23 protein-coding genes are annotated in these 25,159 nt (G+C 68.0%); 12 read left to right on the top strand and 11 right to left on the bottom strand.

Annotated features, from left to right (window positions below; all coding sequences use genetic code 11):
• Positions 1-300 precede the first annotated feature (300 nt).
• A complete protein-coding gene (locus VGP60_RS40645; RefSeq protein WP_327553564.1) occupies positions 301-705 on the bottom strand; it encodes a DUF5318 domain-containing protein in 405 nt (134 codons plus the stop codon).
• A gap of 282 nt (positions 706-987) precedes the next feature.
• Between VGP60_RS40645 and VGP60_RS40640 the strand changes: the two genes are divergently transcribed.
• The 3 genes from VGP60_RS40640 (at position 988) to VGP60_RS40630 (ending at position 3,678) form a co-directional block, all read left to right on the top strand.
• Positions 988-1,545 (top strand): PadR family transcriptional regulator, encoded by a 558-nt coding sequence (locus VGP60_RS40640; RefSeq protein WP_327553563.1) that lies wholly within the window; start codon positions 988-990, stop codon positions 1,543-1,545.
• A gap of 54 nt (positions 1,546-1,599) precedes the next feature.
• Positions 1,600-2,694, top strand: a complete 1,095-nt coding sequence (locus VGP60_RS40635) for an inositol-3-phosphate synthase (protein WP_327553562.1) — start codon at positions 1,600-1,602, stop codon at positions 2,692-2,694.
• 138 nt (positions 2,695-2,832) lie between these two features.
• Positions 2,833-3,678 carry an SDR family oxidoreductase gene (locus tag VGP60_RS40630; RefSeq protein WP_327553561.1) on the top strand — a complete coding sequence of 282 codons (846 nt, stop codon included), beginning with the start codon at positions 2,833-2,835 and terminating at the stop codon, positions 3,676-3,678.
• Here VGP60_RS40630 and VGP60_RS40625 read toward each other — a convergent pair.
• A complete protein-coding gene (locus VGP60_RS40625; protein WP_327553560.1) occupies positions 3,668-4,309 on the bottom strand; it encodes an HAD family phosphatase in 642 nt (213 codons plus the stop codon). The genes VGP60_RS40630 and VGP60_RS40625 overlap by 11 nt on opposite strands.
• 66 nt (positions 4,310-4,375) lie before the next feature.
• Here VGP60_RS40625 and VGP60_RS40620 point away from each other — a divergent pair, with 66 nt between their 5' ends.
• From VGP60_RS40620 to VGP60_RS40595, 6 genes are all read left to right on the top strand, one after another.
• Complete coding sequence (locus VGP60_RS40620; RefSeq protein WP_327553559.1) at positions 4,376-4,822, top strand: MarR family winged helix-turn-helix transcriptional regulator; 447 nt, start codon at positions 4,376-4,378, stop codon at positions 4,820-4,822.
• Positions 4,812-6,029 (top strand): MFS transporter, encoded by a 1,218-nt coding sequence (locus tag VGP60_RS40615; protein ID WP_327553558.1) that lies wholly within the window; start codon positions 4,812-4,814, stop codon positions 6,027-6,029. The genes VGP60_RS40620 and VGP60_RS40615 overlap by 11 nt, the downstream gene beginning before the upstream one ends.
• Positions 6,030-6,142: 113 nt before the next feature.
• The gene (locus VGP60_RS40610) at positions 6,143-8,245 is read left to right on the top strand and encodes a PhoX family phosphatase (RefSeq protein WP_327553557.1); all 2,103 of its coding nucleotides are present in this window, start codon (positions 6,143-6,145) and stop codon (positions 8,243-8,245) included.
• Between the two features lie 266 nt (positions 8,246-8,511).
• Positions 8,512-10,185 carry an SdrD B-like domain-containing protein gene (locus VGP60_RS40605; RefSeq protein WP_327553556.1) on the top strand — a complete coding sequence of 558 codons (1,674 nt, stop codon included), beginning with the start codon at positions 8,512-8,514 and terminating at the stop codon, positions 10,183-10,185.
• 71 nt (positions 10,186-10,256) lie between these two features.
• Positions 10,257-11,969 (top strand): hypothetical protein, encoded by a 1,713-nt coding sequence (locus tag VGP60_RS40600; RefSeq protein ID WP_327553555.1) that lies wholly within the window; start codon positions 10,257-10,259, stop codon positions 11,967-11,969.
• A 13-nt stretch (positions 11,970-11,982) separates the two neighbouring features.
• Positions 11,983-12,657, top strand: a complete 675-nt coding sequence (locus tag VGP60_RS40595) for an SDR family oxidoreductase (RefSeq protein ID WP_327553554.1) — start codon at positions 11,983-11,985, stop codon at positions 12,655-12,657.
• Between the two features lie 2 nt (positions 12,658-12,659).
• On the opposite strand, the gene VGP60_RS40590 is transcribed toward VGP60_RS40595, so the two are convergent.
• The gene (locus tag VGP60_RS40590; RefSeq protein ID WP_327553553.1) at positions 12,660-13,295 is read right to left on the bottom strand and encodes a TetR/AcrR family transcriptional regulator; all 636 of its coding nucleotides are present in this window, start codon (positions 13,293-13,295) and stop codon (positions 12,660-12,662) included.
• Positions 13,296-13,405: 110 nt separating this feature from the next.
• Here VGP60_RS40590 and VGP60_RS40585 point away from each other — a divergent pair, with 110 nt between their 5' ends.
• Positions 13,406-13,951, top strand: a complete 546-nt coding sequence (locus tag VGP60_RS40585) for a hypothetical protein (protein WP_327553552.1) — start codon at positions 13,406-13,408, stop codon at positions 13,949-13,951.
• Between the two features lie 109 nt (positions 13,952-14,060).
• On the opposite strand, the gene VGP60_RS40580 is transcribed toward VGP60_RS40585, so the two are convergent.
• The 3 genes from VGP60_RS40580 to VGP60_RS40570 are packed head-to-tail and all read right to left on the bottom strand — an operon-like array spanning position 14,061 to position 17,774.
• Positions 14,061-15,371: an amidohydrolase gene (locus VGP60_RS40580; protein ID WP_327553551.1), complete on the bottom strand. Its 1,311-nt coding sequence runs from the start codon at positions 15,369-15,371 to the stop codon at positions 14,061-14,063.
• A gap of 10 nt (positions 15,372-15,381) precedes the next feature.
• Positions 15,382-16,038, bottom strand: coding sequence for a response regulator transcription factor (locus VGP60_RS40575; protein ID WP_327553550.1), 657 nt, complete (start codon positions 16,036-16,038; stop codon positions 15,382-15,384).
• Positions 16,035-17,774 (bottom strand): sensor histidine kinase, encoded by a 1,740-nt coding sequence (locus VGP60_RS40570; protein ID WP_327553549.1) that lies wholly within the window; start codon positions 17,772-17,774, stop codon positions 16,035-16,037. Before VGP60_RS40570 ends, VGP60_RS40575 begins: the two co-directional genes overlap by 4 nt.
• Before the next feature lie 201 nt (positions 17,775-17,975).
• On the opposite strand from VGP60_RS40570, the gene VGP60_RS40565 reads away from it, so the two are divergent.
• Both VGP60_RS40565 and VGP60_RS40560 read left to right on the top strand, forming a co-directional pair.
• Positions 17,976-18,674, top strand: coding sequence for an ABC transporter ATP-binding protein (locus tag VGP60_RS40565; RefSeq protein ID WP_327553548.1), 699 nt, complete (start codon positions 17,976-17,978; stop codon positions 18,672-18,674).
• The gene (locus VGP60_RS40560; protein ID WP_327553547.1) at positions 18,671-20,938 is read left to right on the top strand and encodes an ABC transporter permease; all 2,268 of its coding nucleotides are present in this window, start codon (positions 18,671-18,673) and stop codon (positions 20,936-20,938) included. Before VGP60_RS40565 ends, VGP60_RS40560 begins: the two co-directional genes overlap by 4 nt.
• A gap of 78 nt (positions 20,939-21,016) precedes the next feature.
• On the opposite strand, the gene trmB is transcribed toward VGP60_RS40560, so the two are convergent.
• The 5 genes from trmB to VGP60_RS40535 form a co-directional block, all read right to left on the bottom strand.
• The gene (trmB, locus tag VGP60_RS40555; RefSeq protein WP_327553648.1) at positions 21,017-21,724 is read right to left on the bottom strand and encodes a tRNA (guanosine(46)-N7)-methyltransferase TrmB; all 708 of its coding nucleotides are present in this window, start codon (positions 21,722-21,724) and stop codon (positions 21,017-21,019) included.
• A gap of 53 nt (positions 21,725-21,777) precedes the next feature.
• Positions 21,778-22,272 carry a hypothetical protein gene (locus VGP60_RS40550; RefSeq protein ID WP_327553647.1) on the bottom strand — a complete coding sequence of 165 codons (495 nt, stop codon included), beginning with the start codon at positions 22,270-22,272 and terminating at the stop codon, positions 21,778-21,780.
• A gap of 244 nt (positions 22,273-22,516) precedes the next feature.
• The gene (locus VGP60_RS40545) at positions 22,517-23,263 is read right to left on the bottom strand and encodes a hypothetical protein (protein WP_327553546.1); all 747 of its coding nucleotides are present in this window, start codon (positions 23,261-23,263) and stop codon (positions 22,517-22,519) included.
• Positions 23,260-24,168, bottom strand: coding sequence for an ATP-binding cassette domain-containing protein (locus tag VGP60_RS40540; RefSeq protein ID WP_327553545.1), 909 nt, complete (start codon positions 24,166-24,168; stop codon positions 23,260-23,262). The genes VGP60_RS40545 and VGP60_RS40540 overlap by 4 nt, the downstream gene beginning before the upstream one ends.
• Before the next feature lie 191 nt (positions 24,169-24,359).
• Positions 24,360-25,127: a hypothetical protein gene (locus VGP60_RS40535; RefSeq protein ID WP_327553544.1), complete on the bottom strand. Its 768-nt coding sequence runs from the start codon at positions 25,125-25,127 to the stop codon at positions 24,360-24,362.
• Positions 25,128-25,159 lie beyond the last annotated feature (32 nt).

Raw genomic sequence — 25,159 nt, 5'->3', positions numbered from 1 at the left:
GGTGGGTTCTGGGGTCGCTGCGGACGACGGGGAACTTCGTCCTCGCCGGAGGGCCACTGCGGTGAATTCCCCTGCGGGACCCCACGCGAAGGCGTGGGCGGGCGCTGCGGTCGCCGGGGTGCGTCTTCGCCGGGCCACTGGGGCCCCGCTTCGTCACCACTCGGCCATTGGGCACGGCGGGGCTCATCAGGCTCCTGGCCAGGCCAGGAGCGATTGCGATGGTCGTTCACGAAATGGCCTCCCAGATCGGCGTTTCGGGGTACGCCGTTCTGTGGTCAACAGCGGTTTTCTCAGCTGACGTCATTGGCCCGCGGTTTTCCGCGAGCCGGACCGCGTTTGCGGGTCTCCTGTGCCAAGGACGTATGACTGCACCAGGTGGTTCCAGCGACAGCTCCGGCATACCTCCACGACATAGACGGTGAACTCCGAGAACAGTCCTGCCATGCGGGTGAGCTCCTCCTGCGCACGGGCGGATCCCGCCACGTGCTTGAGTTCGTCACCGTAGACCCAGGAGACCAGCGTCAACGCTTCTTTTCGGCAGACGGGGCACGACTGCTCGCTCGGTTCGCCATGGAATCCGGCGGCCTTCAGCAGGTACGGGCTGGCGTCGCAGACGTCGTTGGGGCCGACGCGTCCGGATTGCACGCCGGCCAGCAACGCACGGCGCTGCAACGCGTAGTCCACGACCTGCCGCTGGTTTCGCACGACAACAGAGTACGGGTTCTTGCTGTGTAGGCCACGAGCTGTTGTTTTGCGCACGCACCGCGACAAGTCCGACACGCCGCGATTTCGGTAACTCTCGGGTGAATATCGCCCTGCCGTCACCCGTACCGGGTCGCTTAAAAGGTTAGGTACGCCACTTCGATGTATCGGCGCGATATACTCGGGCGGTAGGTTACTTACAGCGGTAGCGGTTATCCATGGCAACGCCGTGGGCCCCCGGTTGTTCCCGGAGGCGCCGCATTGATCCCGAAAGGGGGGTGCACCGTGCTGGAGTTCGCGATCTTGGGGCTGCTGCACGAGGCGCCCATGCACGGCTACGTCTTGCGCAAACGTCTGCACGAGACGCTCGGGATGTTCCGTGCGTTCTCATACGGCTCGCTGTACCCGACCCTGCGAAGGCTTCTGCGAGCCGGTTTCATCGTCGAAGAGCAGGACGAACCGGAGACGACGGAGCAACCGAAGACGTGGGCGCGGCGGGGACGCCGTGTGTACAAACTCACTGCCGAGGGCAAGGAGCATTTCGCCGAGCTCCTCGGCGACGCCGGACCACAGACGTGGGACGACGAAGGTTTCGGCGTCCATCTGGCGTTCTTCTCGAGGACACCGGCAGACGTCAGGATGCGCATTCTGGAAGGCCGTCGCCGTCGCGTCGAGGAACGTCGCGAAGGACTACGCGCGGCCATGTCCAGGGCCGAGGAAAAGATCGACCGCTACACCCGCGAACTGCACAGGCTCGGCCTGGAGACCAGCGAGCGGGAGGTGCGTTGGCTCAACGAGCTGATCGCGCACGAACAAGCCGAGCAACGCGGCCAGGACACCTGAACCGCGCTCGGCAAAGCACCTACAAACAGCTACACGAATGAAGGAGACACCGGCATGGGCGAGCACCGCCGCAGTGTGAGGGTGGCCATCGTTGGCGTCGGGAACTGCTCGGCGTCGCTGGTTCAGGGCGTCCAGTACTACCGCGACGCCGATGCCGGCGCGCGAGTACCCGGCTTGATGCATGTGCAGTTCGGTCAGTACCACGTCCGCGACATCGAGTTCGTGGCCGCGTTCGACGTGGACGCCAAGAAGGTCAACCGTGACCTGTCCGAGGCCATCTTCGCCTCGGAGAACAACACCATCAAGATCGCCGACGTGCCGCCGCTCGGTGTCACCGTCCAGCGCGGTCACACCTTCGACGGGCTCGGCCGGTTCTACCGCGAGACCATCGAAGAGTCCGACGAGACGCCGGTCGACATCGTCGCCGCCCTGCGTGAGGCCGAGGTCGACGTGCTCGTCGCCTACCTGCCGGTGGGCTCCGAAGAGGCCGACAAGTTCTACGCGCAGGCCGCGATCGACGCCGGGGTGGCGTTCGTCAACGCGCTGCCGGTGTTCATCGCCTCGGACCCGGTCTGGGCGAAGAAGTTCACCGACGCCGGTATCCCGATCGTCGGTGACGACATCAAGTCCCAGGTCGGCGCCACCATCACGCACCGCGTGCTGGCGAAGCTCTTCGAAGACCGCGGCGTCCAGCTCGACCGGACGATGCAGCTCAACGTGGGCGGGAACATGGACTTCCTGAACATGAAGGAGCTCGACCGCCTCGAGTCGAAGAAGATCTCGAAGACGCAGTCGGTCACGTCGCAGGTCGATCGCGACCTCGGCAAGAACAACGTCCACATCGGCCCGTCGGACTACGTGCCGTGGCTCGACGACCGCAAGTGGGCTTACGTCCGCCTCGAAGGCCGCGCCTTCGGTGACGTGCCGCTGAACCTCGAGTACAAGCTCGAGGTGTGGGACTCGCCGAACTCCGCCGGCATCATCATCGACGCGGTGCGTGCCGCGAAGATCGCGCTGGACCGCGGTATCGGCGGCCCGATCCTCTCGGCGTCCTCGTACTTCATGAAGTCGCCGCCGGAGCAGTACGACGACTCCAAGGCCCGCGACGAGGTCGAGCGCTTCATCAAAGGTGAGACGACCGGAAACTAGGTCTCTCTCTCGAACGGCCCGTGCACCTCGGTGCGCGGGCCGCTTTTCGTCGACCGGCCCCGCTGGCGATCCGGAGCGCGTTCCGATTACCCTTGAAGCGGAACGCACTCCGTTTGTCGAGCATTTCGGGAGACTCCCATGACCTCGGACAAGGCCGTACGCCACTGGTTCGTCACCGGCGCCTCCGGTGGCCTGGGGCGTCACCTCACCGAGCACGCGCTGAGCCGCGGCGACCGCGTCACCGCCACCGTCCGGCGCCCGACGGCCCTGGACGACCTGGCCGGGACCTACGGCGACCGGCTGACCGTCGAGATCCTCGACCTCACCCGCCCTGCCGAGGTCACCGAGGTGATCGAGCGGACCCTCCGGTCCGGGCCGGTGGACGTCGTGGTCAACAACGCCGGCTACGTGGTCGTGGGCGCCGCCGAGGAGATGACCGTCGAGCAGGTCCGGGACCAGATCGAGGTCCTCCTGCTCGCTCCGATGCTGATCACCCGTGCGTTTCTGAAGCCCATGCGCGAACAGGGCGGCGGCCGGATCATCCAGATCTCCAGCATGGGCGGCCAGGTCGCGATCCCCACGCACAGCGGCTACCACGCGGCCAAATGGGGCCTGGAAGGTTTCACCGAGAGCGTCAGCCGTGAGGTCGCCGACTTCGGTGTCCACCTCACCGTGGTCGAACCCGGTGGCACCCGCACCGGCTTCGCCTCGGCCATGCAGTTCACCACGGCGACGGACGCCTATCGGGACAACGCCGTGGGTCAGACCAGGTACGCCCTCGAAACCCTTGACGAGAGCGCCCTCACCGGCGACCCGGCCAAGCTGGCCGCCGTCATCTACGACACCACCCGCGACCCGAACCCGCCCGTGCGCCTCACCCTCGGCTCCGACACCTACGAAGCCATCCGCGACGCCCTCAACGAACGTCTCACCGCGCTCGAAACCCAAAAGGACTTGGCGGCGTCAGTCGCCTTCAGTCAGTGAGCGTCTTCGGCAGGTCCGTGATGTCGTCGAGCACCTTCGCCGCCTGCGCGAGGACAGCCGGATCCGGCGGGAAATGCGGGTTCGGCACGGCGTAGACGGTCATCCCGGCGGCGAGCGCCGACCGCAGTCCGTTGGTCGTGTCCTCCACCGCGGCACAAGCCGTCGGTTCGACACCCAGCTGCCGCGCGGCCTCCAGGTAGACGTCTGGCGCGGGTTTCCCGGCGGCGACCTGCTCGCTGGACAGCGCGACCCGCACCAGCCCGATCAGCTCGGTGGCCTCGAGGAACGCCTTGATCAGCACCGGCGGCGACGAGCTCGCGATGGCCACCGGATAGCGCTCCGCCACCGCTCGCACTGTCTCGGCGGCGCCAGTGATCACCGGCGGTCCCTCGGCGTAGCGGTCGGCCATCGCGGAGATCACGACCTCGGCGATCCGCTCCGGAGTCAGCTTCGCGCCGAGTTCCTCCACGAGATACCGCGCCCACTCCGGCGTGCTCATCCCTTGCTGTGCCCGCGTCGCTTCCGCAGTCCAGGTGCCCCCGTGCTCGGCGACGATCCCCTGCCGCACCTCGTCCCACATCCGCTCGGAGTCGACCAGCACCCCGTCGAGGTCGAAAACCACCGCATCCATGCCGCGACCGTACCTTGTGGCCGGTATTACTTAGGCAAGCTAAGTTAAATTTGTTAGCATGGCTAAGTGATCTCCGGAGTGGCCGAACTGGCCCATCAACTGCGTCCGCTGGTCTTCCGGCTGTACTACGTCGTCCGCCGGGAGACCCCGCAGCACCAGCTCACCCTCACCCAGGGCTCGGTGCTCAAGGAGCTGGTCACCGATGGCCCGCGCCGGATGAGCGCGCTCGCCGAGATCGAAGGCGTGCGAATGCCGTCGATGACCGACGTCGTCAGCCGGTTGGAGCGGCTCGGGCTGGTCAGCCGCGCGCCGGATCCGGCGGATCGGCGGGCGGTGCTCGTGGCGGTCACCCCGGAAGGGCGCCGGTTTTACGACGAGCTCGTCGTCGCCAGGGAGGAATTCCTCCGCGAACGGTTGCTGACGCTGGACGAAGGCGACCGGGCGGCGATCGAGGCCGCGTTGCCGGCACTACGAAAACTGTTGGAGAACAAGGAGGCACGCAGTGAGCTCTGAGAGCCACTCAAGCCTGTTGGACGCGATCAAAGGTCAGCCCAAGCAGGTCTGGATCACGGCGTTCGCCGCGGTCATCGCGTTCATGGGCATCGGGCTGGTCGACCCGATCCTGTTGTCGATCGCCAAGGGACTGCAGGCGACACCGTCCGAGGTGACGCTTCTGTTCTCCTCTTATCTTGGGATCCAGGCGGTCGCGATGCTGGTCACGGGCGCGGCGAGTGCCCGGTTCGGGGCCAAGCGCACGGTGCTGGTCGGGCTGACGCTGGTCGTCGTCGCGACGGCGTTGTGTGCGGCGGCCGGGTCCATCGAGCAGCTCGTCGGCCTGCGCGCGGTCTGGGGGCTCGGCAACGCGTTCTTCATCGCGACCGCGCTTTCGGTGATCGTCGGCGCGGCCACCGGCGGCCAAGGTGGCGCGATCTTGCTGTACGAAGCCGCATTGGGCGTCGGGCTCGCGGTCGGGCCGCTGCTGGGCGCGTTGCTCGGCAGCATCTCGTGGCGCGGCCCGTTCCTCGGCACGGCCTTGCTGATGGCCGGTGCGCTCGTCCTCTGCTCGATCTTCCTCAAGAGTGACGCGCACGAGAAGCGCCCGCCGATCAAGCTGCTCGACCCGTTCCGTGCGCTCGGGCACCCCGGGCTGCTGCGGACGTCGATCGGTTCCGCGCTCTACACCGCCGCTTTCTTCACCGTCCTCGCCTGGTCGCCGTTCGTGCTCGGCTGGAGTGCGGTGGCCGTCGGCCTGATCTTCTGCGGCTGGGGCCTGTGTGTCGCGGTCGCCGGGGTGCTGCTGGCGCCGAAGCTCGCCGGACGTCTAGGCGAGCGGCACGCGACCGTGGTCGCGGTCGTCGGGTACGCGGTGTTGCTGCTGGTCATGGCCGTGCCGAGCAAGCCGGTGCTGGTCGTCGGCATCATCGCCAGCGGGATCGTCTCGGGGCTGCTGAACACGTTGTTCACCGGCACCGCGATGTCCATCAGCGACGCACCGCGGCCGGTCGCCAGCGCGGGGTACAACTTCTGCCGCTGGCTGGGTGGCGCGGTCGCGGCGACGCTGGTCGGTCACGTCGCCGAGTGGTTCGGTTCGCCGCAGGCACCGTTCGTGGTCGCCGCGGTGCTGTGCGTGGTCGCCGGCGGGCTCCTGTCGATCAAGGAACGCAAGCCGGACCCGAAGTCCGTGCCCGCCGAAGCGGTGCTGGTCGGCGAAGAGTTCTGAGAGCATTCGGCTCCGAAGGGTCAATACATCCTTTGTTCACCTGGATGTCCTTGTCGGCTCGTTTTGGGCGCTTAGCGTCAGCGCGTTCCCGAACTAGTGACCCTGGAGGCCTTGTGTCCTTCGAGCCTGGGCGCTTGCTGCCCTTGTTCGCGCCCCACGCGGGCGGCCGATCGTCGGTTACCTGCGAATACCGCTGCGGCAACGCATGCGCGCACCCCGAGCCGAACACGTCCGACAACGAGTACTTCGGTGACGTCGTCAAGGACGTCGTCTCCCGTCGGGGTGCGCTCAAGGCGGGGGCGGTCATGGCCGCTGCCGCCGGCGGGTTCGCCGCGCTGTCCGGTACCGCCGCCGCTTCGCCCGCCACCGAGGCCCACATCGCCACCGGTTCCTCCCACCCGAAGCCCGGCCGCCCGGTGCCCGGTACCGACTTCGACGTCGTCCCGCCGAACAAGCTCGACGTGGTCAGCATCCCCCAGGGCTACGAGCAGAGCGTGGTCATCCGCTGGGGTGACGGCGTCGAGGCCGGCGCGCCGAAGTTCGACTTCGCCAAGCAGACGGCGGCCGCGCAGGCGAAGCAGTTCGGCTACAACAACGACTTCGTCGGCCTGATCCCGCAGGACCCGCTGGGCATCCGGAACCTGCTCGTGGTGAACCACGAGTACACCACCGAGATCCACATGTTCCCGGTCGACCAGTACGACCCGGCGAACCCGACCGAGGAGCAGGTCAAGATCGCGTGGGCCGCGCACGGCATGTCCGTGGTGCAGACCTTCCGTGACCCGGTGCGCGGCGCGCTGCGCGCGGTGCCGAGCAAGTACAACCGCCGCATCACGCTGAACACCGAGTTCGAGGTGCGCGGGCACGCGGCGGGGTCGAAGTACCTGAAGACCTCCGCCGACCCGACCGGCCGCAAGGTCTTCGGCACGCAGAACAACTGCTCGGGCGGCGTGACGCCGTGGGGCACCGTGCTGTCGGGCGAGGAGAACTTCAACCAGTACTTCGCCAACACCAATTCGGTCACCGACCCGATCGCGCTGGCCCGCCTCAAGCGGTACGGCTTCTCCGGCGCGGCGTCCACCCGTAAGTGGGAGCGTTTCGACAAGCGCTGGGATCTCGCGAAGGAGCCCAACGAGCCGAACCGGTTCGGCTGGGTCGTCGAGATCGACCCGAACGACCCGGACTCGAAGCCGATCAAGCACACCGCGCTCGGCCGCTTCAAGCACGAAGCCGCGAACATCAAGATCGCCAAGGACGGCAGCGTCGCGGTCTACATGGGCGACGACGAGCGCTTCGACTACATCTACAAGTACGTCTCCAAGGGCAAGTACAAGCCCGGCCAGAGCGCGCTGGCCCGGCGGCACAACTCGGCGCTGCTCGACGACGGCACGCTGTACGTCGCCAAGTTCACCGGCGACAGCCCGGCCGGGGAGATCGACGGCACCGGCAAGCTCCCCGCCGACGGTGAGTTCGACGGCGTCGGCGAATGGATCCCGCTCGCCAGCGGCAACAAGTCCTTTGTGGACGGATTCACCGCCGAAGAGGTCTACGTCTTCACCCGGCAGGCCGCGGACAAGACCGCCGCGACCAAGATGGACCGCCCCGAGGACATCGAGCCCAACCCGGTCAACGGCCGCATCTACGCCGCGCTGACCAACAACACCGACCGTGGTGCGGCGGGCAAGGGCGCGGCCGACGAGGCGAACCCGCGCAACGCCAACAAGAACGGCCACATCCTGGAGTGGGAGGAGGACCGCGGCGACTCGGCGTCGACGAAGTTCTCCTGGCGTCTCCTGCTGGTCTGTGGTGACCCGAAGGCGGCGGACACCTACTTCGGTGGCTTCCCCAAGGAGCAGGTCAGCCCGATCTCCTGCCCCGACAACGTCGCCTTCGATTCGCGCGGCAACCTGTGGATCTCCACCGACGGGAACGCGCTCGGCGCCAACGACGGCCTGTTCTCGGTGCCGGTCGAAGGCCCGGAACGCGGCAAGGTCAAGCAGTTCCTTTCGGTGCCGGTCGGCGCGGAAACCTGTGGTCCGGTGGTGACCGATCACCTGGTGCTGGTCGCTGTTCAGCACCCGGGCGAGAACGCGGTGAATTCGGGCAACCCGACTTCGCATTGGCCCGACGGCGGTACTTCGCAGCCGCGTCCGGCCATCGTGTCGGTGTGGAAAAAGGGCCCGTGGGGATTGGTCGGCCGAATCGGTATTCGTTAGTCCGTAGTGGTCACGATTGGAATTTCGTCGGGGGTCTCGACGGCCCAGCTTCCCGCTGACCGCACGGCCGGAAGACCCGAGTACAACAACCGGTACGAGGATCTCCCGGCCGCACACCCAGCAGAAACCTGGATCCGCCGAATACCCCCAACGAACTTCCAATCGCAACCACTTAGAGTGAATTAATTCGACGACGGGCGTCGCCGGTGGGAGTATTCCCAATGGCGACGCCCCTTCGTTTTTGTGCCCGTCAAGGGAGTCTTCTGGTGACAAGAGCACGCTCGGTCGTGGTCATCTTGGCCGCGATCACGGCCGGGACGCTCGTCCCCGTGAGCACCGCAGCCATGGCCGCTCCACCCGAGGTGGCCGCCGGTTGCACGGGTGGCATCGCGCCCAATCCGAGTGTCGAGCAGCGGGCGGGGAACGGCCAGCCGGTCGGGTACACGTTCGCCCCGGCTGTGCCGATTCCCCCGACCACACCGCCGAACAAGGTGCCGCGGCTGACCACGGACAGCACGTACAGCTTCGACGGCAGCTTCTACGCGCTGATCCAGACCATGGACGGCCGGGTCAGCACCGCCTATGCGGACGTCCCGGCCACCAACGTGATTCCCGGCGCCGCGTACACGCTCACGGACTGGACGGGCACGCACAACGCGGCGCTCGCCGTTCAGGGCAGTGCCCAGTACACCGGTCTCCGGTTCTACAACGCCGACGGCAAACAGATTCTCGAGAACAAACTCCCGGTCACGCACGACGTCGAAACCGATCGCAAGGTCGCGCGCCAGGATTTCGCTCCTTCGGTGGCGCCCGCGGGAACGGCTTCGGTGAAGTTCTTCGCGAGCACCAATTACAGCCGGGTCGAATGGGATTGCGTTTTCCTGCAACTCGCCGCCTATACGGTGAAAAAAGAAGTTCAGGACCCGGTGTCCGGGAATTGGGGCGGGCTCGCCACCATTCCGGCGGGTGACACCGCGAAGTACCGGATCACCGTGTCGAATGTGGGCACCCAGCAGCTTTCGAACATCAGTGTCACCGATCCGTGGTGCGCGACGCAGCCCGAGGGGACACCGTTTTCGCTCGGCGCCGGCGCGAGCGAGCAGGTGACCTGTGACCACCCGAACGCTTCGGTCTCCGAGGACACGAAAGCCAGTGAGGCCACCGTCACCGGCGTGACCTTCCCGGGCGGCAAGCTCGCCGACAAGACGGCGGCGGCGACCATCAAGGTCAAACCGCAGGACAAGATCGGCGACTTCGTCTGGTCGGACACCAACGGCAACGGCGTGGCGGACGAGGGCGAGCCCGGGGTCCAAGGCGCGAAGCTGACGCTCAAGGACGACAAGGGCTCGGAGGTCGCCACGGCCACCACCGGGGGCGACGGCAAGTACCTCTTCGACAAGCTCGCCGGCGGCACGTTCCAGGTCTGCCTGGACACCGAAGCGCTGCCGACGTCCGTCGCGGGCTACCGCGTGAGCAGCGCTTGTACGGCCATGACGACGTTGGGCGCGGGCAAGCACGAGGACCTCACGCTGGACTTCGGCCTGGTCGCGCCGGTGAAACGGCTGGGCGGCTTCGCCTGGGTCGATGCCGACGAGAACGGCCTGCAGGATCCGGGCGAGACGGCCGCCCCCGGCGTCAAGGCGTCGCTGGTCCTCGGTGGCGACGGCGTTGCCGCGACGGCGGTGACCGGCGAAGACGGCACCTACCTGTTCGACAACCTCGGCGACGGCGGCTACCAGGTCTGTATCGCAATCGAGGCGCCGCGGGTGATCACCAAACCGGACGCGGGCGACGACACCAGGGATTCCGACGCCGATCCCACGTCCGGGTGCACCCAGACGACGACGTTGAGCGCTACCAGGCCCGAGGACCACACCCTGGACGTGGGCTTCCTCCCGCCGAGCCCCGAGCCGGGAGGGGTGTTACCCACTGTCGAGTGAGTTCCCTACGCTGAGAAATCATGTCGGGAACACGCACGGCCGAATGGCCGGATGCTGGGTGGCCTCAAGCGATGGACGCGGTCGAGTCCGTCGTCGTCCGGCCGGGTGGGTGGCTTCGCCGTGCCAATTTTTGGAACGCCGTCATGGTCGCGGCGGTGCTCGTGGTCTTCATCTTGCTGGCGTGGCGTCAGCGGTGGATGAGCGACGACGGCCTGATCGTGTTGCGGACGGTTCGCCAGCTCCTCGAAGGCAACGGCCCGGTGTTCAACGCCGGTGAGCGCGTCGAGGCGAACACGAGTCCCTTGTGGACGGCGATTCTCACTGTGGCCGCGGTGATCCCCGGTGTGCCGCTCGAGTGGCTTTCGCTGCTCATCGGCCTTTTCCTTGCTGTCGCGGGACTTTTCCTCGGGATGGAGGGCGCCCGGCGGCTGTACCGTCCATCGGGTTTCACCTCGGTGGCACCCGCGGGCGCGCTCGTCGTCTGCGCACTGCCGCCGTTTCACGATTTCGCCACCTCGGGACTGGAGACCGGGCTGATCTCGTGCTGGCTCGGCGGGACGTGGTGGCTCCTCGTCCGGAACACCTTCGATCGCCCGGACGGCCGCGTCTGGGCGATCGTCGTCGTCATCGGGCTGGGGCCGCTGGTCAGGCCCGATCTCGCGCTGTTCAGCGCGGTCGCGTTCGGTGCGTTGATCGTGCTGCGCGGGCCGAACTGGGGGCTCGCGTGGCGCTGGCTGGCCGCCGCGGGCGCGTTGCCGGTGGCGTACCAGATCTTCCGGATGGGCTACTACGGCCTGCCGACACCGAACACGGCGTTGGCGAAGGAGGCGTCGGCCGCGAACTGGGCTCGCGGCTGGGCGTACTTCCTGGACCTGATCACGCCGTACGCGCTGCTGATCCCGGTGCTCCTGCTCGCGGTGGCCGTCGGGCTGCTGGTGAATTCGGGCCGGTTCGGCCGGGCTTACGCCGTCCTCGCGATCGGCCCGGTGCTCGCGGCCGTGGCGCTGGCGCTGTACGTGACGCGGGTCGGCGGCGACTTCATGCACGGCCGGATGCTGCTGCCCGCGCTGTTCTGCCTGCTGCTGCCGGTGATGGTCGTGCCGGTCACCAGGTGGACGGTGGCGGTGCTGGTCGCCGTCGCGGTTTGGGCCGTCGTCGCCGGTGGCTGGCTGCGCGCGCCGTACGCCGCGCTGCCCGGCGCCGCGGGGGTCACCGACGAGCGTGGTTATTGGGTGTGGGCGACCGGCGTCAAGAACCCGATACTGGCGGAGGACTACGCGAAGTACCCGGGCATGCCACGGCAGCTGGCGGAGCTGCGGGAGGTCACCGAGCCGTCCGTGCTCGCGAAAGGCGTCTCCAGCTGGCAGGTGTATCCGTCCGCACGGCCGCACAGCGTGGTCGCGACCGACAGCATGGGCGCGCTCGGCCTGCTCACCCCGCTGGACCTGTGGATCCACGACACCTACGGCCTGGCGACGCCGCTCGGTTCGCACACGCTGTCCGTTTCCGGGCGCAGCGGCCACGAAAAGCGGTTCCCGGCGCTGTGGGAGATCGCCGATTCGGGCGTCGGCAACTGGGACACCCGAGGTCAGGCGAGTGTCGCCGGCCCGAACCAGATCGACCAGGCACGAGCGGCCCTGCGGTGCCCGGAGATCGCGGACATCCTGACGTCGGTGCGCGCGCCGCTCACCTTCGGCCGCTTCTGGGACAACCTCACCGGCGCCGTGCACCGGTCCGGTGTCCGCTTCTCGCGTGACCCCGCTGTATCGAGCCGCTGCGAATAAGTAGCTTGATCGCATGACTCACCTCGCCCTCGTCACCGGTGCCTCACGCGGGATCGGCGCGGCCGTCGCCCGCGCTCTCGAACCGACGCACCAGCTGCTGCTCGGCGGCCGCGACGCCGACGCGCTGGCCTCCGTCGCCGGTCAGCTGCCCGGTGCCCGGCCGTGGGTGGTCGACCTGACCGACGCCGACGCGCTCGCCGCGGCCGCCGCCGAAATCACCGAGCTCGACGTCCTGGTGCATTCCGCCGGTGTCGCCGAGTTGGGCACGGTCGAGGAGGCCGCCGCTGAGGCGTGGCGGAAGAATTTCGAGGTCAACGTGGTCGCCGTCGTCGAGCTGACCCGCCTGCTGCTGCCCGCGCTCCGCGCCGCGAAAGGGCACGTCGTGATCATCAACTCCGGCGTCGGGCTCAACGCGCGGCCCGGCTGGGGCCCGTACGCGGCGAGCAAGTTCGCCATCCGCGCGTTCGCCGACGTCCTGCGCGCCGAGGAAGAGCCACATGGCATCCGCGTGACGTCGATCTTCCCCGGCCGCACCGACACCGACATGCAACAGTCGATCGAGGGCGCCAGCTACGACCCGAAGCGCTACCTGCGCACGGACTCCGTCGCGGCCGCCGTGCTCGCCGCCGTCACGGCGAGCCCCGACGCCCACCTCACCGAGATCATCCTGCGCCCGAGGCCTTGGTGAGGTCAGGAGCGGGTCGTCTCCGGCGCGTCGGAGGCATGCACCCGGAGTACGCCATCGACAGTCCGCACTCGGAGTAGGCCCTCGACGCCGTTCAGGAAGGTCTCGCCAGCCGCGATCGGATCGCCCAGGCAGCCGGCCGCCATCACTCCGTCGCGCAGCATCACGAAGTGCCGGCTCAAGCCCTCCGGTGGACTGTCGTAGGTCTGAGCGAAGAGGTCGGTGATCGTGGTCAGGAACCACGCCCGGTGGGCCAGCACGGTCTGATGCACTGGGTGGTCGGCATCCGGATATTCGGCCGCCGCGTTGAGGAAGGCGCAGCCGCGGAAGCCCGGCGTCCGGATGTCCTCGACGATCTGCCTGCCGATCTCCCGCAAGATGTCGGCAGCCGGTTTGCCGCTGGCCACAGCCTGCTCGTACTGGCCGCGAATGTGCTGGTGGATGCGCTCGAGGTAGGCGGTGATCAGATCTTCCTTGCCGGGGAAATGCCGGTAGAAGGTCGCACGGGTCACCTTCGCCTCGGCGATGATGCGTTCCACGCCGACGGAGTGGATACCTGCCGCGTAGAAAAGCGCGGTGGCCGTGTTGAGCAGGCGTTCCCTGGCCTCGGAGGGGCGCCCGGACGGTTCCGTGGAGGTCACTCACTCACGGTAGCAGAAAGAACGATCGGTCTTGACAGTCTCCTTCGGCTCGTGCCACTCTTCGTTCTACAAGACCGATCGTTCTTTCTCCTTGAGCTGAAGGGCACCCGATGACCGCCACCGCCGAAACCCGGACGTCCACCGCCGCGCCCGCGCTGCGCCGCCTCTATTTCGTACGCTTCGGCTTCGCCGTCGTCTGGGCCGGCCTGCTGGCACTGACCGCATCCGACTTGGGTGTCGCCGCCGGTGTGCTGCTCGTGCTCTATCCACTGTTCGACGTGGCCGCGGCCGTCGTCGACGCCCGGTCGTCGCGGGCCCGGGAGCTGGTGTTGAACATCGTGGTCAGCTCGCTGGCGGCGCTCGGGCTGGCTTTCGCCGCGACCTCCGGCATTCCCGCCGCGCTGCGGGTGTGGGGTGCCTGGGCCATTCTGGCCGGGGTCGTTCAGCTGGTCGTCGCCCTGCGGCGGCGCCGGCTCGGGGGACAGTGGGCGATGATCCTCAGCGGGGGGATCTCCACGGTGGCCGGCGCGTCCTTCATCGCGGGGGCGGCCCAGGACGATCCGTCGCTGACGACTCTCGCCGGATACGCCGTACTCGGCGGGGTGTTCTTCCTGATCTCGGCGATCCGCCTCGGGCGGATCGGCCGAACTGCTTGAGGCCGCTCGAGAATGACCACCGGGCCCGCACCGATACCGCGACTTGTGACGTCGTCGCGATCGGTGCGGGCCCGGTCATGCATTAGGGAAGCTGACTTTGAGACACGAACTAGCCGCGCAGGCGGGCCGACACCTCGGCGACGTTGGCCTGGACCTTCGCCCGGTCGACGCGCAGCGACTCGCCCTCGCCGACGACCTGCTCACCGGCGACCCACACGTCCCGCACCCGGCGTGAACCGGCGGCCCAGACGAGGTTCGCCATGAGCTGCTCGTCGGGGACGTCGAGCCCGGCCGCGAACGCCGGGTCGTCGAGGTCGACGTGCACCATGTCGGCCCAGCGGCCGGCTTCGAGCGCGCCGATGTCGTCGCGGCCGAGTGCTTCCGCGCCGCCGCGGGTGGCGAGCAGGAACGCCTGCGCGCCGGTCATCGCCGTGGAGTCGTTCGTGGCGAGGCGGGTGAGCATGGTGGAGAGCTGGATCTCTTCCCACAGGTCGAGGTCGTCGTTGCTGGCCGGGCCGTCGGTACCGAGGCCGACCTTGACCGACGCCGCGCGCAGCTCGGCGAGCCGGGCGATGCCGGAGGCGAGCTTCGAGTTGGAGCCAGGGCAGTGCGCGACACCGGTGCCGCGTGCCGCGAACAGCGCGATGTCCTCGTCGGACAGGTGCACCGCGTGCGCGGCGAGCGTCCGGCCGGAAAGCATGCCGACCTCGTCGAGCAGCTTCGGCACGGAACCGTGCTCGGCGCGCTGCTTCTCGTCTTCCAGCGCCGCCTCGGCGACGTGGATCTGCACGAGCGCGCCACGCTCGGCGGCCGATTCGGCCGTCATCCGCAGTGCTTCGACGGGCAGGGTGTACGCGGCGTGCGGGCCGTAGCCCAGCTCGATGCGGTCGCCGGGGCCGAAGCGAAGGCCATCGGCGTCGATCCATTTGTCGATGTCGGCGAGCATGGTGCGCCAGTTCATCCCCGGCAGATCCATGATCGGCGGCCCGATCACGACCCTGGCGCCGGTGGCGAGCACGGCGTCGACGATCTGCTCGCCTTCGAAGTACATCTCCGCGCTCATGGTGACGCCGTGGCGCAGCATCTCGACCGAGCCGAGCAGCATGCCCGTCTGGACGTCCGACGGCTGCAGCTTCGCCTCGACCGGCCAGATGATCTCGTGCAGCCAGCGCAGGAGCGGCAGGTCGCCGCCCATGCCGCGCAGCAGTGTCATCGGGCTGTGGGCGTGGGTGTTCACCAGACCGGGCAGCAGGATGCCCGACAGGTCGGTGACGAAGGCGCCGCCCAGATCCGGGGCGCCCGAAGCCGGTCCGCAGAAGGTGATCCGCCCGCTGTCGTCGACGTCCACGACGGCGTCGCGGAGGATCGAACAAGCGGGGTCGGCGGGCAGGACAACGGGGGCGCGGAAACGACGGGACATCTGGGTGAGCTTACTGATCCATGATTCCGCTCTGCCACGCCCAGGCCGCGATCTCGACCCGGTTGCGGGCGTTGATCTTCCCCTGAACTGCGGCGAGGTGCGTTTTCACCGTCGACAGCGACATGAACAATTCACCGCCGATTTCGGTGTTCGTCAGCCCCCGCGCGGCGGCCTTCGCGACGTCGAGCTCGCGCGCGGTCAGCGGCTCGTTCGGCGGGGCGACGTCCCGTCTCACCGGGCCGCCGTTGAAATGCTTCAGCAGCCGCACGGTCACCTGCGGCGAAACCAGCGCGTCGCCGCGGTCGGCCGCGCGGACGGCTTCGATCAGCAGCGCGGGTCCGGCGTCCTTCAGCAGGAAGCCGCTGGCGCCGTTGCGCAACGCCGTGTGCACGTACTCGTCGAGGTCGAAGGTGGTCACCACGACGACCTTCATCGGGTCGGTGACCTCCGGCCCGGCCAGCTGCCTGGTCACTTCGAGCCCGTCGAGGCCCGGCATGCGGATGTCGAGCAGGCAGACGTCCGGACGCAGTTCGCGGGCCTTGCGCACGGCGGAAACGCCGTCCGCGACATCGGCGATGACCTCGATGTCCTCCTGCGCTTCGAGGATCATGCGGAACCCGATGCGCACCATGTCCTGGTCGTCGGCGATCAGTACGCGGATGGTCAAGAATCCCCCTCAAGCGGTAACCAGGCTTCGACGCGCCAGCCGCCTTCGGGCCCGCGTCCGGCGAACAGCCTGCCGTGCAGCAGCTCCACTCGCTCGCGCATGCCGATGAGACCGTAGCCGCCCGAGCCCCCGGCGGGATGCCGGTCCTGTTCCTTGCCGTCGTCGCTCACCCGGAGGTGTAGTTCGCCGTCGGTCACTTCGGCTAGCACGGTCGCCGCGCTGGCTCCAGCGGCGTGCTTGCCGACGTTCGTCAGCGACTCCTGCACCAGCCGCAACGCCGACCGGCCGACCTCCTGCGGCAAATGCGCCGGCAGGTCGAGCTCGACGGTCGTGGTCACGCCGTGGTTCGCGCCGTCGACGAGCTTGCGCAGGTCAGCGGCCAGGTCGGTGGTCGCCTGCTCGCTGAAGTCACTGCTGCCCGCGGCCGCCTCATCACGCATGCTGCGCACCAGCCGCCGCATCGCGGCCAACGCTTCGGTCCCGGCGACGTCGATGCGGCCGAGCGCTTCGGCGGCGACCTTCGGGTTCTTCTCGGCCGACATCTTCGCGGCCTGGGCCAGCACGACGATCCCGGTCACGTGATGCGCGACGACGTCGTGCAGCTCACGCGCCAGCGCCATCCGCTCCGAGGTCTGCGCTTCGGTGACCGCGGAGTGCACCACCTGCGCCCGCTCGGAATCCCGCGACTTCAGGTACAGCCCGATGGCCACCGAAATACCCAGCAGCAGCACCGCGGCGACGACCAACTGGCTCAGCGCCGCGCTGTTCCTGTTTTCCACGGTGTCGACGATCGAGACGACGGCCACGACCCCGGACAGCAGCCCGACGGTCGGCCAGGCCTTTTCCCGCGGGACGACCCGGATCAGGACGACCACCATGATCATCCCGCTGACGATCTGGGTGAGCGTCAGCCCGCCGATCTGCGGATACCCGGCGCGCAGGTTGACTTGCCCGGCGATCATGCCGGAGAACAGGAACAGCGCGGACATGCCCAGCGCGATCGGGATCGGGGACTTCACCGCGAACACGGCGAGCGCCGCCGCGGCGACCGAGCAGGCGAGCACCGGGACAGCGCGCACCCCGACCCCCGCGGCCCCCACGACCTCGAAGAACAGCAACAGGGTCAGGCCGCCGATGATCGGCCACTGGTCGCGGATGATCTTCGCGACCACGGGATTGGTGCGTTTGGGATGACTGTGCCGGGACCGCAGGCCGAGCAACACCGCGGTGCCCAAGATGAACAGCCCGAAGACCAGTGAGAGCGGGAAGTTGCGGTTGTCGAACTGTGCGTCCTCCGAGCGGCCGGTCACCGCGATCAGGCAGGCCACGATCAGCGAGCTGACCCCGATGAACGCGATCCCGGCGCGGACGTGCCGCACGCAGAAGTAGACGAGCTGGAAACCGGTGACCGTTTCCGCCAGCGAGACGTTCGCCAGCACCGGTCCGTACGGCTGCACCTGGAACGTCCACAGCAGAAGGCTCGACGCCCCGAGCACCACCGCGCCGACATACGCCGCGACGGCGGGCCGTTTCTGCGCCCACAGCGCGCACGCCGAAATCGCGAAGATCCCCGGCAGCATCAGGAGATCGCGGCCGATCGGGCCGTAGACGTCGAAGGAGGCGTCGATGATGATCACCACGTCGCAGACCAGTGCCGCCAAGAGCACGGCTCCGGCCAGCCCGAGCTTCCTCGCCAGCGCGGCGACTCGGTCCGACAGCGTTCCAGAGGTGTGCACAACAAGACGTTAGAGGATTTGGGGTGGTCCGCACCTTGGCCGGTCGGCCGTCGCGGGTCGGCCGATCGGCCGATACCGGCGGGCCGGGCGATGGCCGTCTGCCCGAAGTGGACCACACCCTCGGTCGGTGAAGCTGTGCCCATCACCGAAGACCGGCAATCCCTAACGACAACCCCTGAGGAGAACGTGGTGGATCCGCGGATGCCCTACCCACAAAGTCCTAATCGGACAGCGGTGCTTTCCGGCCGGGGACTGGTGAAGCGCTACGGCACCCAGCACGCGCTGGCCGGTATCGACATCGACATCGAGGCGGGCGACGCGGTCGCCATCGTCGGCCCGTCCGGGTCGGGCAAGACCTCGCTCCTGCATGTGCTCGCCGGCATCCTGCGTGCCGACGCCGGGGAGATCTTTCTTGCGGGACAACGGGTCGACCAGCTGAACGAGAAGAAGCGCAGCGAACTGCGCCGCACCGAATTCGGTTTCGTGTTCCAGTCGGGCATGCTCGTGGCCGAGCTGACGGCCGAGGAGAACGTGGCACTGCCGCTGCTGCTCGGCGGCGCCGGCCGCAAGGAAGCCACTACAGCCGGGCGGGAATGGCTGACGCGGCTCGGCTTGGCGGGCAAGGAAGGCCGGCGCCCCGGTGAGCTTTCCGGCGGTGAGGCGCAGCGCGTCGCGATCGCCCGTGCGCTCACGCACCGGCCGAAGGTCATCTTCGCCGACGAGCCGACCGGCGCGCTCGACACCCGTACCGGCCGCGACACCATGGACGCGCTGCTGCACGCCGCCGCCGAGTCCGGTGCCGCGGTGATCGTGGTGACGCACGACCGCGAGCTCGCCGAGTCGATGCCGCGGACCGTCTCCATCCGGGACGGCCTGATCGCCGCGAGGTTGGCGGCATGAACGCGCTGCAAATCGCCCTGCGCGTGCTCCGGGTCGACCGCCGGACCCGGACGTCGGCGATCCTGACCGCGGCCGGCGTCGCGGTGGCGACCGGGCTGGTGCTGCTGCTGGTCAGCTTGCCGTTCGCCACGCAGGTCCGGGCCGAGCGCGCGCAATGGCAGGAACAGAGCTACTCGAGCAACTCCGAACAGCCCGCGCCGCTGCTGCTGTCGTACAGCGAAGACTTCGTCAACGGCCAGAAGATGACCCGCGTCGACGTCGCCGTCATGGGCAATCCCGCCGACGTGAAGCTCCCCGCCGGGATGCCGAAGCTGCCCGCTCCGGGCGAGACCTTGGCGTCGCCCGAGCTCGCCAAACTGATGCGCGAGCTTCCGTCGTCGCAGCTGGCGGACCGCTTCACGCCGAACATCGCCGGTTCGCTCGGGAACGACGCCTTGCGGTTCCCGAAGCAGCTGGCCGCCATCGTCGGGCACACACCCGAGGACATGCCCTCTGACGCGGTCCCGTCCACGGCGTTCACCCATGGCGATCCCAAGCCGGACGGCTTGCTGCAGCTGCTTTCCGGGGTCGGTGTCGTCGTGCTGCTGGTGCCCAGCCTGGTGCTGGTCGCGTCCGCCGCGCGGTTGACCGCGGCGCGCCGGGAGCGTCGGCTGGCCGCGATCCGGCTGGCCGGGGCGACCCCGGGCCAGGTGACCGGCATGGTCACCGCCGAGACGATGATCTCCGCGTTCGGTGGTGCGCTGGTCGGGCTCGCGTTGAGTCCCGGGCTGCACGCGCTGGCGACGCTGGTGCCGTGGGCCGGCGGTACCTGGCAGGCGACCGACTTCAACCTGCCGGTCGGCCTGACGATCGTGCTCGTGCTGGCGATCCCGTTGCTGGTCGGGCTCGCGGCCGTGCTCGGGTTGCGCCGCGTGTTCTCGACGCCGCTGGGCGCCGCGGCCGGGCATTCCCGCAAGCCGCTGCACTGGTGGCGGCTGCTCGCGGTGCCGGCCGCCGGGCTGTTCTTCCTGCTGGCGATCCTGTACGCGTCTTCGGAAAGCGCTGGTGACGAGAGCGGTCCGCTGGTCTTGTTCGGACTCGCGGTGCTCGTTGCGTCGGCGTCCGTGGTCGGCCCGTGGATTACCTCGGCGGTGGGGGGAACCTTCGTCAAGGTGTGGCGGAAACCGGCGGGCCTGCTGGCCGGGCGGCGTCTGCGTGACGACCCGAAGGGGGCATATCGAGCATCCGCAGGGGTGGTGCTCGCCGTGTTCGCCGGGTCGATGGCGTTGACGCTGATGCCGAGTTTCGAGGCGCAGGCCGGTGGGGGCCGCGCGTTCCAGGATTCGGTGCTCTACGTCGAAACCGACCCGGCCAACGCCACCCAGATCGCCCAGCGGGCCGACGCTTCGCTGGCGAAGTACGGCGAGCAGGCCCGCAGCGAAGTGGTCCGGCAGGTGTCGATCAAGGTCAACGAAGACAGCCAGCGGGGCAGCTACAGCGCGTTGGTCATGGACTGCCCGACGGCGAAGCGGATGACCAGGTTCAACGTCGGTTCCTGCGACGCGGCGCCGGGCATCTACAGCTCGTACCAGCTCGACACGCGGGGCGCGTCGGTCATCTCGTATTACGGCAGTGGCGACGAAAAAGGCACCCCGCTCGCCGCCGGGGTGCCGGTGCACCTGCTGTCCGCGTCCGACAAGGACATGATGTATTCGCTGCTCATCGACCCGGCAGTGCTCCCCGCCGGGCTCGTGGAGTCGCCGAACGAGCGGGTGACCGTCGCGGTGCCGTCGACCGACGCGAACCGTGAAGTGATCAGGACCGCGCTGGGCGGGGCCGCCGGCGGCTCGCAGGTGTACAGCCGGGAACTGCGCCTGGAGAACCAGCAGACCGAGCTGTCGGACCTGCGGCGCGTCACCGTGATCGGGCTGATCGCGGCAGGGGTGCTCGCCGGTTGCAGTGCGGCGGTCGCGACAGCGGGTTCCGTGATGGACCGGCGCCGGACGTTCGGTGCGCTAATCGCGGCGGGAACGCCGGTGAAGGTGCTGGCCAGGGCGTTGCGAATGGAAGCCGCGCTGCCCGCGATGGTGGCCACGATCGGGGCGGGCGTGGTCGGTGTGGGGGTCGGGATCGGGTTGTTCAGTCTCGTCGAAAAGGACGGGATCGTGCTGAGCCCGTGGATCCTGGCGCCGGTCGCGCTGGGGGTGGGGGTCGCCCTGCTGGCGGCTTCGGTGTGCACTCCGGCACTGAACCGGGTGCGCGCGGAACCGCTGGCGGACGAATAACCGCGGTGCACGAATAACAGAAGGCACGTCGTACGCCCTCTTCGTCGGGGGGAGGGCGTACGACGTGCCTTCGTATGTTTAAGGCTTTTCGAAGATCAGGTCGTGACAGACGCGGCCCTCGTCGTGGGCGCGGTTCTCGAACTTCGTGACGGGCCGCCACGCGGGACGCGGAGCCCAGCCGCCCGGCTCGTCGGCGTGGCGGTTCCGCAGCGCGGGTTCCGCGGAAACGACCTCGAGCATCTGGTCGGCGTAGTGCTCCCAATCGGTCGCCAGGTGGAAGGTGCCGCCGGGGGCCAGGCGCGACGCGACCAGCTTGGTGAACTCGGGCTGCACGATCCGGCGCTTGTGGTGCTTCTTCTTCGGCCACGGGTCCGGGAAAAAGAGCCGCACCCCGGCCAGCGAGCCGGGCGCGATGTGCTCGGTGAGCAGGATGACCGCGTCGCCGTGCATCATGCGCAGGTTGGTCACGCCGAGGTTCTCCGCCCGCAGCATCAACTGGCCGAGCCCGGCTTCGTACACCTCGGCGGCCACGTAGTTGGTCTCCGGCGCGGCCGCGGCGAGCTGGGAGGTGGTCTCGCCCATCCCGGAGCCGATCTCGAGCATCACCGGCGCACTGCGTCCGAACCACTCGTCGAAATCGACCGGCCCCGGTGCCAGTTCACCTACCGTGCGGCCCAGCCGCGGCCAGTGCTTCTCCCACGCCCGCTGCTGGCCGACAGTCATCCGGCCACCGCGCTGGACATAGCTGACCACACTGCGCAGGCGCGGCTGCTCCTCGTTCTTCAACACTTTTCAACTTCCCAGTAACGACTACTTACAGCGGAAAGTTGAATATTACTTCAGCGGATAGCTTCGAACTCTCCCAGCCGTGACCGCAGACCGGCCAGACCCGCGACGGCGATGGGTGTCGGCGTGGTCCCGCTGTGGGCGGGAAGAAGGTCGATCCAGCCGTCGTGGCGATCGGTGTTCAGCACAGTCGTCGGAATGCGATGGCCGGACGGCCCGCGCTCGGAAGGCATGAATTCCCAATAACCGGATTCACCGTCGGCGGCCCACGGCACGTATTCCCAACCGGGCCGGGGCTCGAGCAGCTGAGAAATGCGGTCTTCGATCCGGAAACCGTCGGCGCGCGAATTCAGCCGGCCGGTCGCGACCGCGCGGAGCCACCAGGGTGCGGGGAGGGAGTCATTTGTTTGGCTCGATGCCAGGAACAGGGCGATGACATGGTCTTCAGGGGCGCGGTGCACCCAGGCCCGCCGGATTTCGGCGGGACGCGTGGCGGAATCCGCGACGCGGGGAAGTTCGATGGCCTGCGACCATTCGAGGCCGAGCATCGGCTCGAGTCGCGGCTGGTTGAAAGCGCGACGAGCGGCGGGAATGGGATTTTCGACTCCTCGACTGGCATCCACCGTCAAGGGTCACCTCCGTAGAGCTCCGTGACTCCGATTGAGTTGTCCAACAGCCTTTGTAAAGCTGTTGTATTAAATAGTGCCAGGTCAGGGCAACAAGTCAGCTCACTGTGAGGGATACCACACGGTCTTAACGTGGTCTTAACCCGCGGCAATACGCTAGTGCGTGTTACGCGTCACGTACCTGGTTCATCACAACGCCGATGACGAAGAGTATTACGCAGATGGACGCGTAGTAGGCGCCGTAGCCGAGCGGCCCCAGTGGCAGCTCTCCGAGGTTCAACGCCGACGCGGTGAGGCCGCCGCCGATGAACTGGCCCGCGGAAAAGAACGGCAGCCACTCGTAAATGTCCCGCCCGATGCCGGGAATGAGGAAAACGAGCCCTTCGACCAGTTGGGTCCATACCAACGTCACGGCCAGTGCGAGCGCGGTACTGCGCAGGAGCATCCCGACGGCGACCCCGAGCACGCCGGTGAACAGGAAGACCAATCCCTGCCCGGCGACCGCACGCCAGTCGGCCGCGCTGTTGAGCGCCAGGTCGGCGTCGGGCTTGAGCAGGACACCCAGACCCCACGAGCCGAAGCCGATCACCAGCCCCACGAGCCCGCACCACAGGCTCACCACGACGGCCTTCGCGAGCAGCGCGGGCGCACGCTTGGGCACCGCTTGGTAGGTGGTCCGGATGGTGCCCCAGTTGTATTCCGTGGCCGCGGCCAGCACCGCCAGCACCAGGATCACGGTGAGCCCGAAGGAACTCGCCGTCTGCGTGTTGCTGACCGTAACCGGGATCTCGTCGCCGCCGAAGATGACGAACACGACCGCGAAACCGAGCGACGCGACTATCGCCAACGCGGTGCACCACCAGGGCGCGCGCGTGCTGAACAGCTTGATGCGCTCCGCTGTCAGCAGGCTCATTTCCCGCTTTCCGCGTGGTACTCCACTGCTTCACCGGTCAGCTGCAGGAACGCCTCTTCGAGCGAACCGCGGGTCGGGCTCAGTTCGTGCAGGGTGACCCCGGCGGCGAACGCGAGCTCGCCGACGCCGTCACTGTCCATTTCGGACACCAGAAGCGAGTCGCCGAGATCTTCGAAAGGCACGTCACGCTCGGCGAGCGCCATTCGGAGCATGGGGAGGTGCGGGCTGCGCACCTTCACCGATTCGTTCGTGGCGCGGGTGACGAATTCGTCGACGGTGCCCTGGTACATCAGCTTGCCGCGGCCGATGACCACCAGATCCTGCGCGGTCTGCGCCATTTCCGACAGCAGGTGACTGGAGACGAAAACCGTGCGGCCTTCGGCGGCCAGCGCGTGCATCAGCTGCCGGATCCAGAGAATGCCCTCCGGGTCGAGCCCGTTCACCGGCTCGTCGAACAGCAGGACCTGAGGATCACCCAAAAGGGCGGTGGCGATACCGAGCCGTTGCAGCATGCCGAGCGAAAAACCACCGGCCTTCTTCTTGGCGACCGAAGTGAGCCCGACGATGTGCAGTACTTCGTCCACCCGCTTGACCGGGATCTTGTTCGACACGGCCATCCAGCGGAGGTGGTCTCGCGCGGAGCGCCCCGGGTGTCGCCAGGTCGCGTCCAGCAGCGCGCCGACCGTCCTCAGTGGATGGTGGATTTCGCGGTAGTGCTTGCCGTCTATCGACACCGTCCCGGCGTTCGGGGTGTCGAGCGCGAGGATCATCCGCATGGTCGTCGACTTGCCGGCGCCGTTCGGGCCGAGGAAACCGGTCACCCGGCCGGAGTTGACCTTGAAGGACAGGTTGTCCACAGCCACCGTGGCGCCGTAACGCTTGGTCAATCCGGTTGCTTCGATCATTTTTTCATCCTGCCAGTCCCGCCACGATGTGGCGAGCAATAGGAGAAATGACAGAGCCCGGGTCGCCCCCCGACAAAGCGACCCGGGCCCTGTTCCCCTATTCCCCCATTTTCATCCCCACATCCGCGCCGGCGGGCGTGGCCCCGATTCCTCGGCCACCTGCGCGGATCCCCTGTGGTGAGACTTGGTGCCTACGCGTCCCGCTTCTTGGCCACGTAGATCGCGATGCCGAGCAGTACCAGCGAGAAGGCCGCGAAGTAGGCCAGTGACCAGGCCGGGCTCAGCGTCGACGTCGACAGCGGTGGGCCGGCGTCGCCGCCGCGTCCGCCGTTGGAACCACCCGTCCCGGTGAGGAACTTGTGGGCCACGTTGAACGGCATCCAGTCGTGGATCTTCGCGCCGATGTTCGGGATCAGCTGGATCAGGCTCTCCACCGCCAAGTTGTAGATCAGCAGCAGGGAGATCGCGCCGGCGCTGTGCCGGAGCAGGATGCCGACGGCCACCGCGATCACCGCGGCGAAGGCGTAGACCACGCCGATGCCGGCGACGTTGACCCAGTCGTCCGTGCTGTTCAGCGCGAGGTCACCGCCGGGCTTGATCAGGTAGGCCATCGCCCAGGAGCCGAAGCCCGCGAGCAGGCCGATGACCAGCGCGAGCAGCGCGACGACGGTGGTCTTCGCGCCCAGTGCGGCGCCGCGGTGCGGGATCGCCTGGAACGTCGTGCGGATGGTGCCGAAGCGGTATTCGGTGGTGACCGCCAGCGCGGCGAGCACCATGATCACCGCCAGCCCGAACTGGTAACCGAATTCGGCGCTGGAGACGGTGATGAACGAGGTGTCACTGGTGCTGGCGGTGATCAGCGCCGAGAACCCGATGGTGATGATCAGGGTGAGCGCCGCGCACCACCACGGCGACCGGGTAGTGAACAGCTTGATGCGTTCAACTGCGAGCAGAGTCATGGTCTCTCTTCAATCCTTTGAGTGGCGACCTG

This window comes from Amycolatopsis sp. (assembly GCF_036008905.1).
GTDB lineage: Bacteria > Actinomycetota > Actinomycetes > Mycobacteriales > Pseudonocardiaceae > Amycolatopsis.
This window is presented reverse-complemented; position numbering and strand designations above follow the sequence as displayed.

Coding starts and splice junctions, on each gene's coding strand:
- VGP60_RS40635 (WP_327553562.1), top strand. CDS start 1,600: ATGGGCGAGCACCGCCGCAGTGTGAGGGTGGCCATCGTTGGCGTCGGG.
- VGP60_RS40630 (WP_327553561.1), top strand. CDS start 2,833: ATGACCTCGGACAAGGCCGTACGCCACTGGTTCGTCACCGGCGCCTCC.
- VGP60_RS40625 (WP_327553560.1), bottom strand. CDS start 4,309: ATGGATGCGGTGGTTTTCGACCTCGACGGGGTGCTGGTCGACTCCGAG.
- VGP60_RS40600 (WP_327553555.1), top strand. CDS start 10,257: ATGGACGCGGTCGAGTCCGTCGTCGTCCGGCCGGGTGGGTGGCTTCGC.
- VGP60_RS40595 (WP_327553554.1), top strand. CDS start 11,983: ATGACTCACCTCGCCCTCGTCACCGGTGCCTCACGCGGGATCGGCGCG.
- VGP60_RS40585 (WP_327553552.1), top strand. CDS start 13,406: ATGACCGCCACCGCCGAAACCCGGACGTCCACCGCCGCGCCCGCGCTG.
- VGP60_RS40580 (WP_327553551.1), bottom strand. CDS start 15,371: ATGTCCCGTCGTTTCCGCGCCCCCGTTGTCCTGCCCGCCGACCCCGCT.
- VGP60_RS40565 (WP_327553548.1), top strand. CDS start 17,976: ATGCCCTACCCACAAAGTCCTAATCGGACAGCGGTGCTTTCCGGCCGG.
- VGP60_RS40560 (WP_327553547.1), top strand. CDS start 18,671: ATGAACGCGCTGCAAATCGCCCTGCGCGTGCTCCGGGTCGACCGCCGG.
- VGP60_RS40550 (WP_327553647.1), bottom strand. CDS start 22,272: ATGCTCGGCCTCGAATGGTCGCAGGCCATCGAACTTCCCCGCGTCGCG.
- VGP60_RS40545 (WP_327553546.1), bottom strand. CDS start 23,263: ATGAGCCTGCTGACAGCGGAGCGCATCAAGCTGTTCAGCACGCGCGCG.
- VGP60_RS40540 (WP_327553545.1), bottom strand. CDS start 24,168: ATGATCGAAGCAACCGGATTGACCAAGCGTTACGGCGCCACGGTGGCT.
- VGP60_RS40535 (WP_327553544.1), bottom strand. CDS start 25,127: ATGACTCTGCTCGCAGTTGAACGCATCAAGCTGTTCACTACCCGGTCG.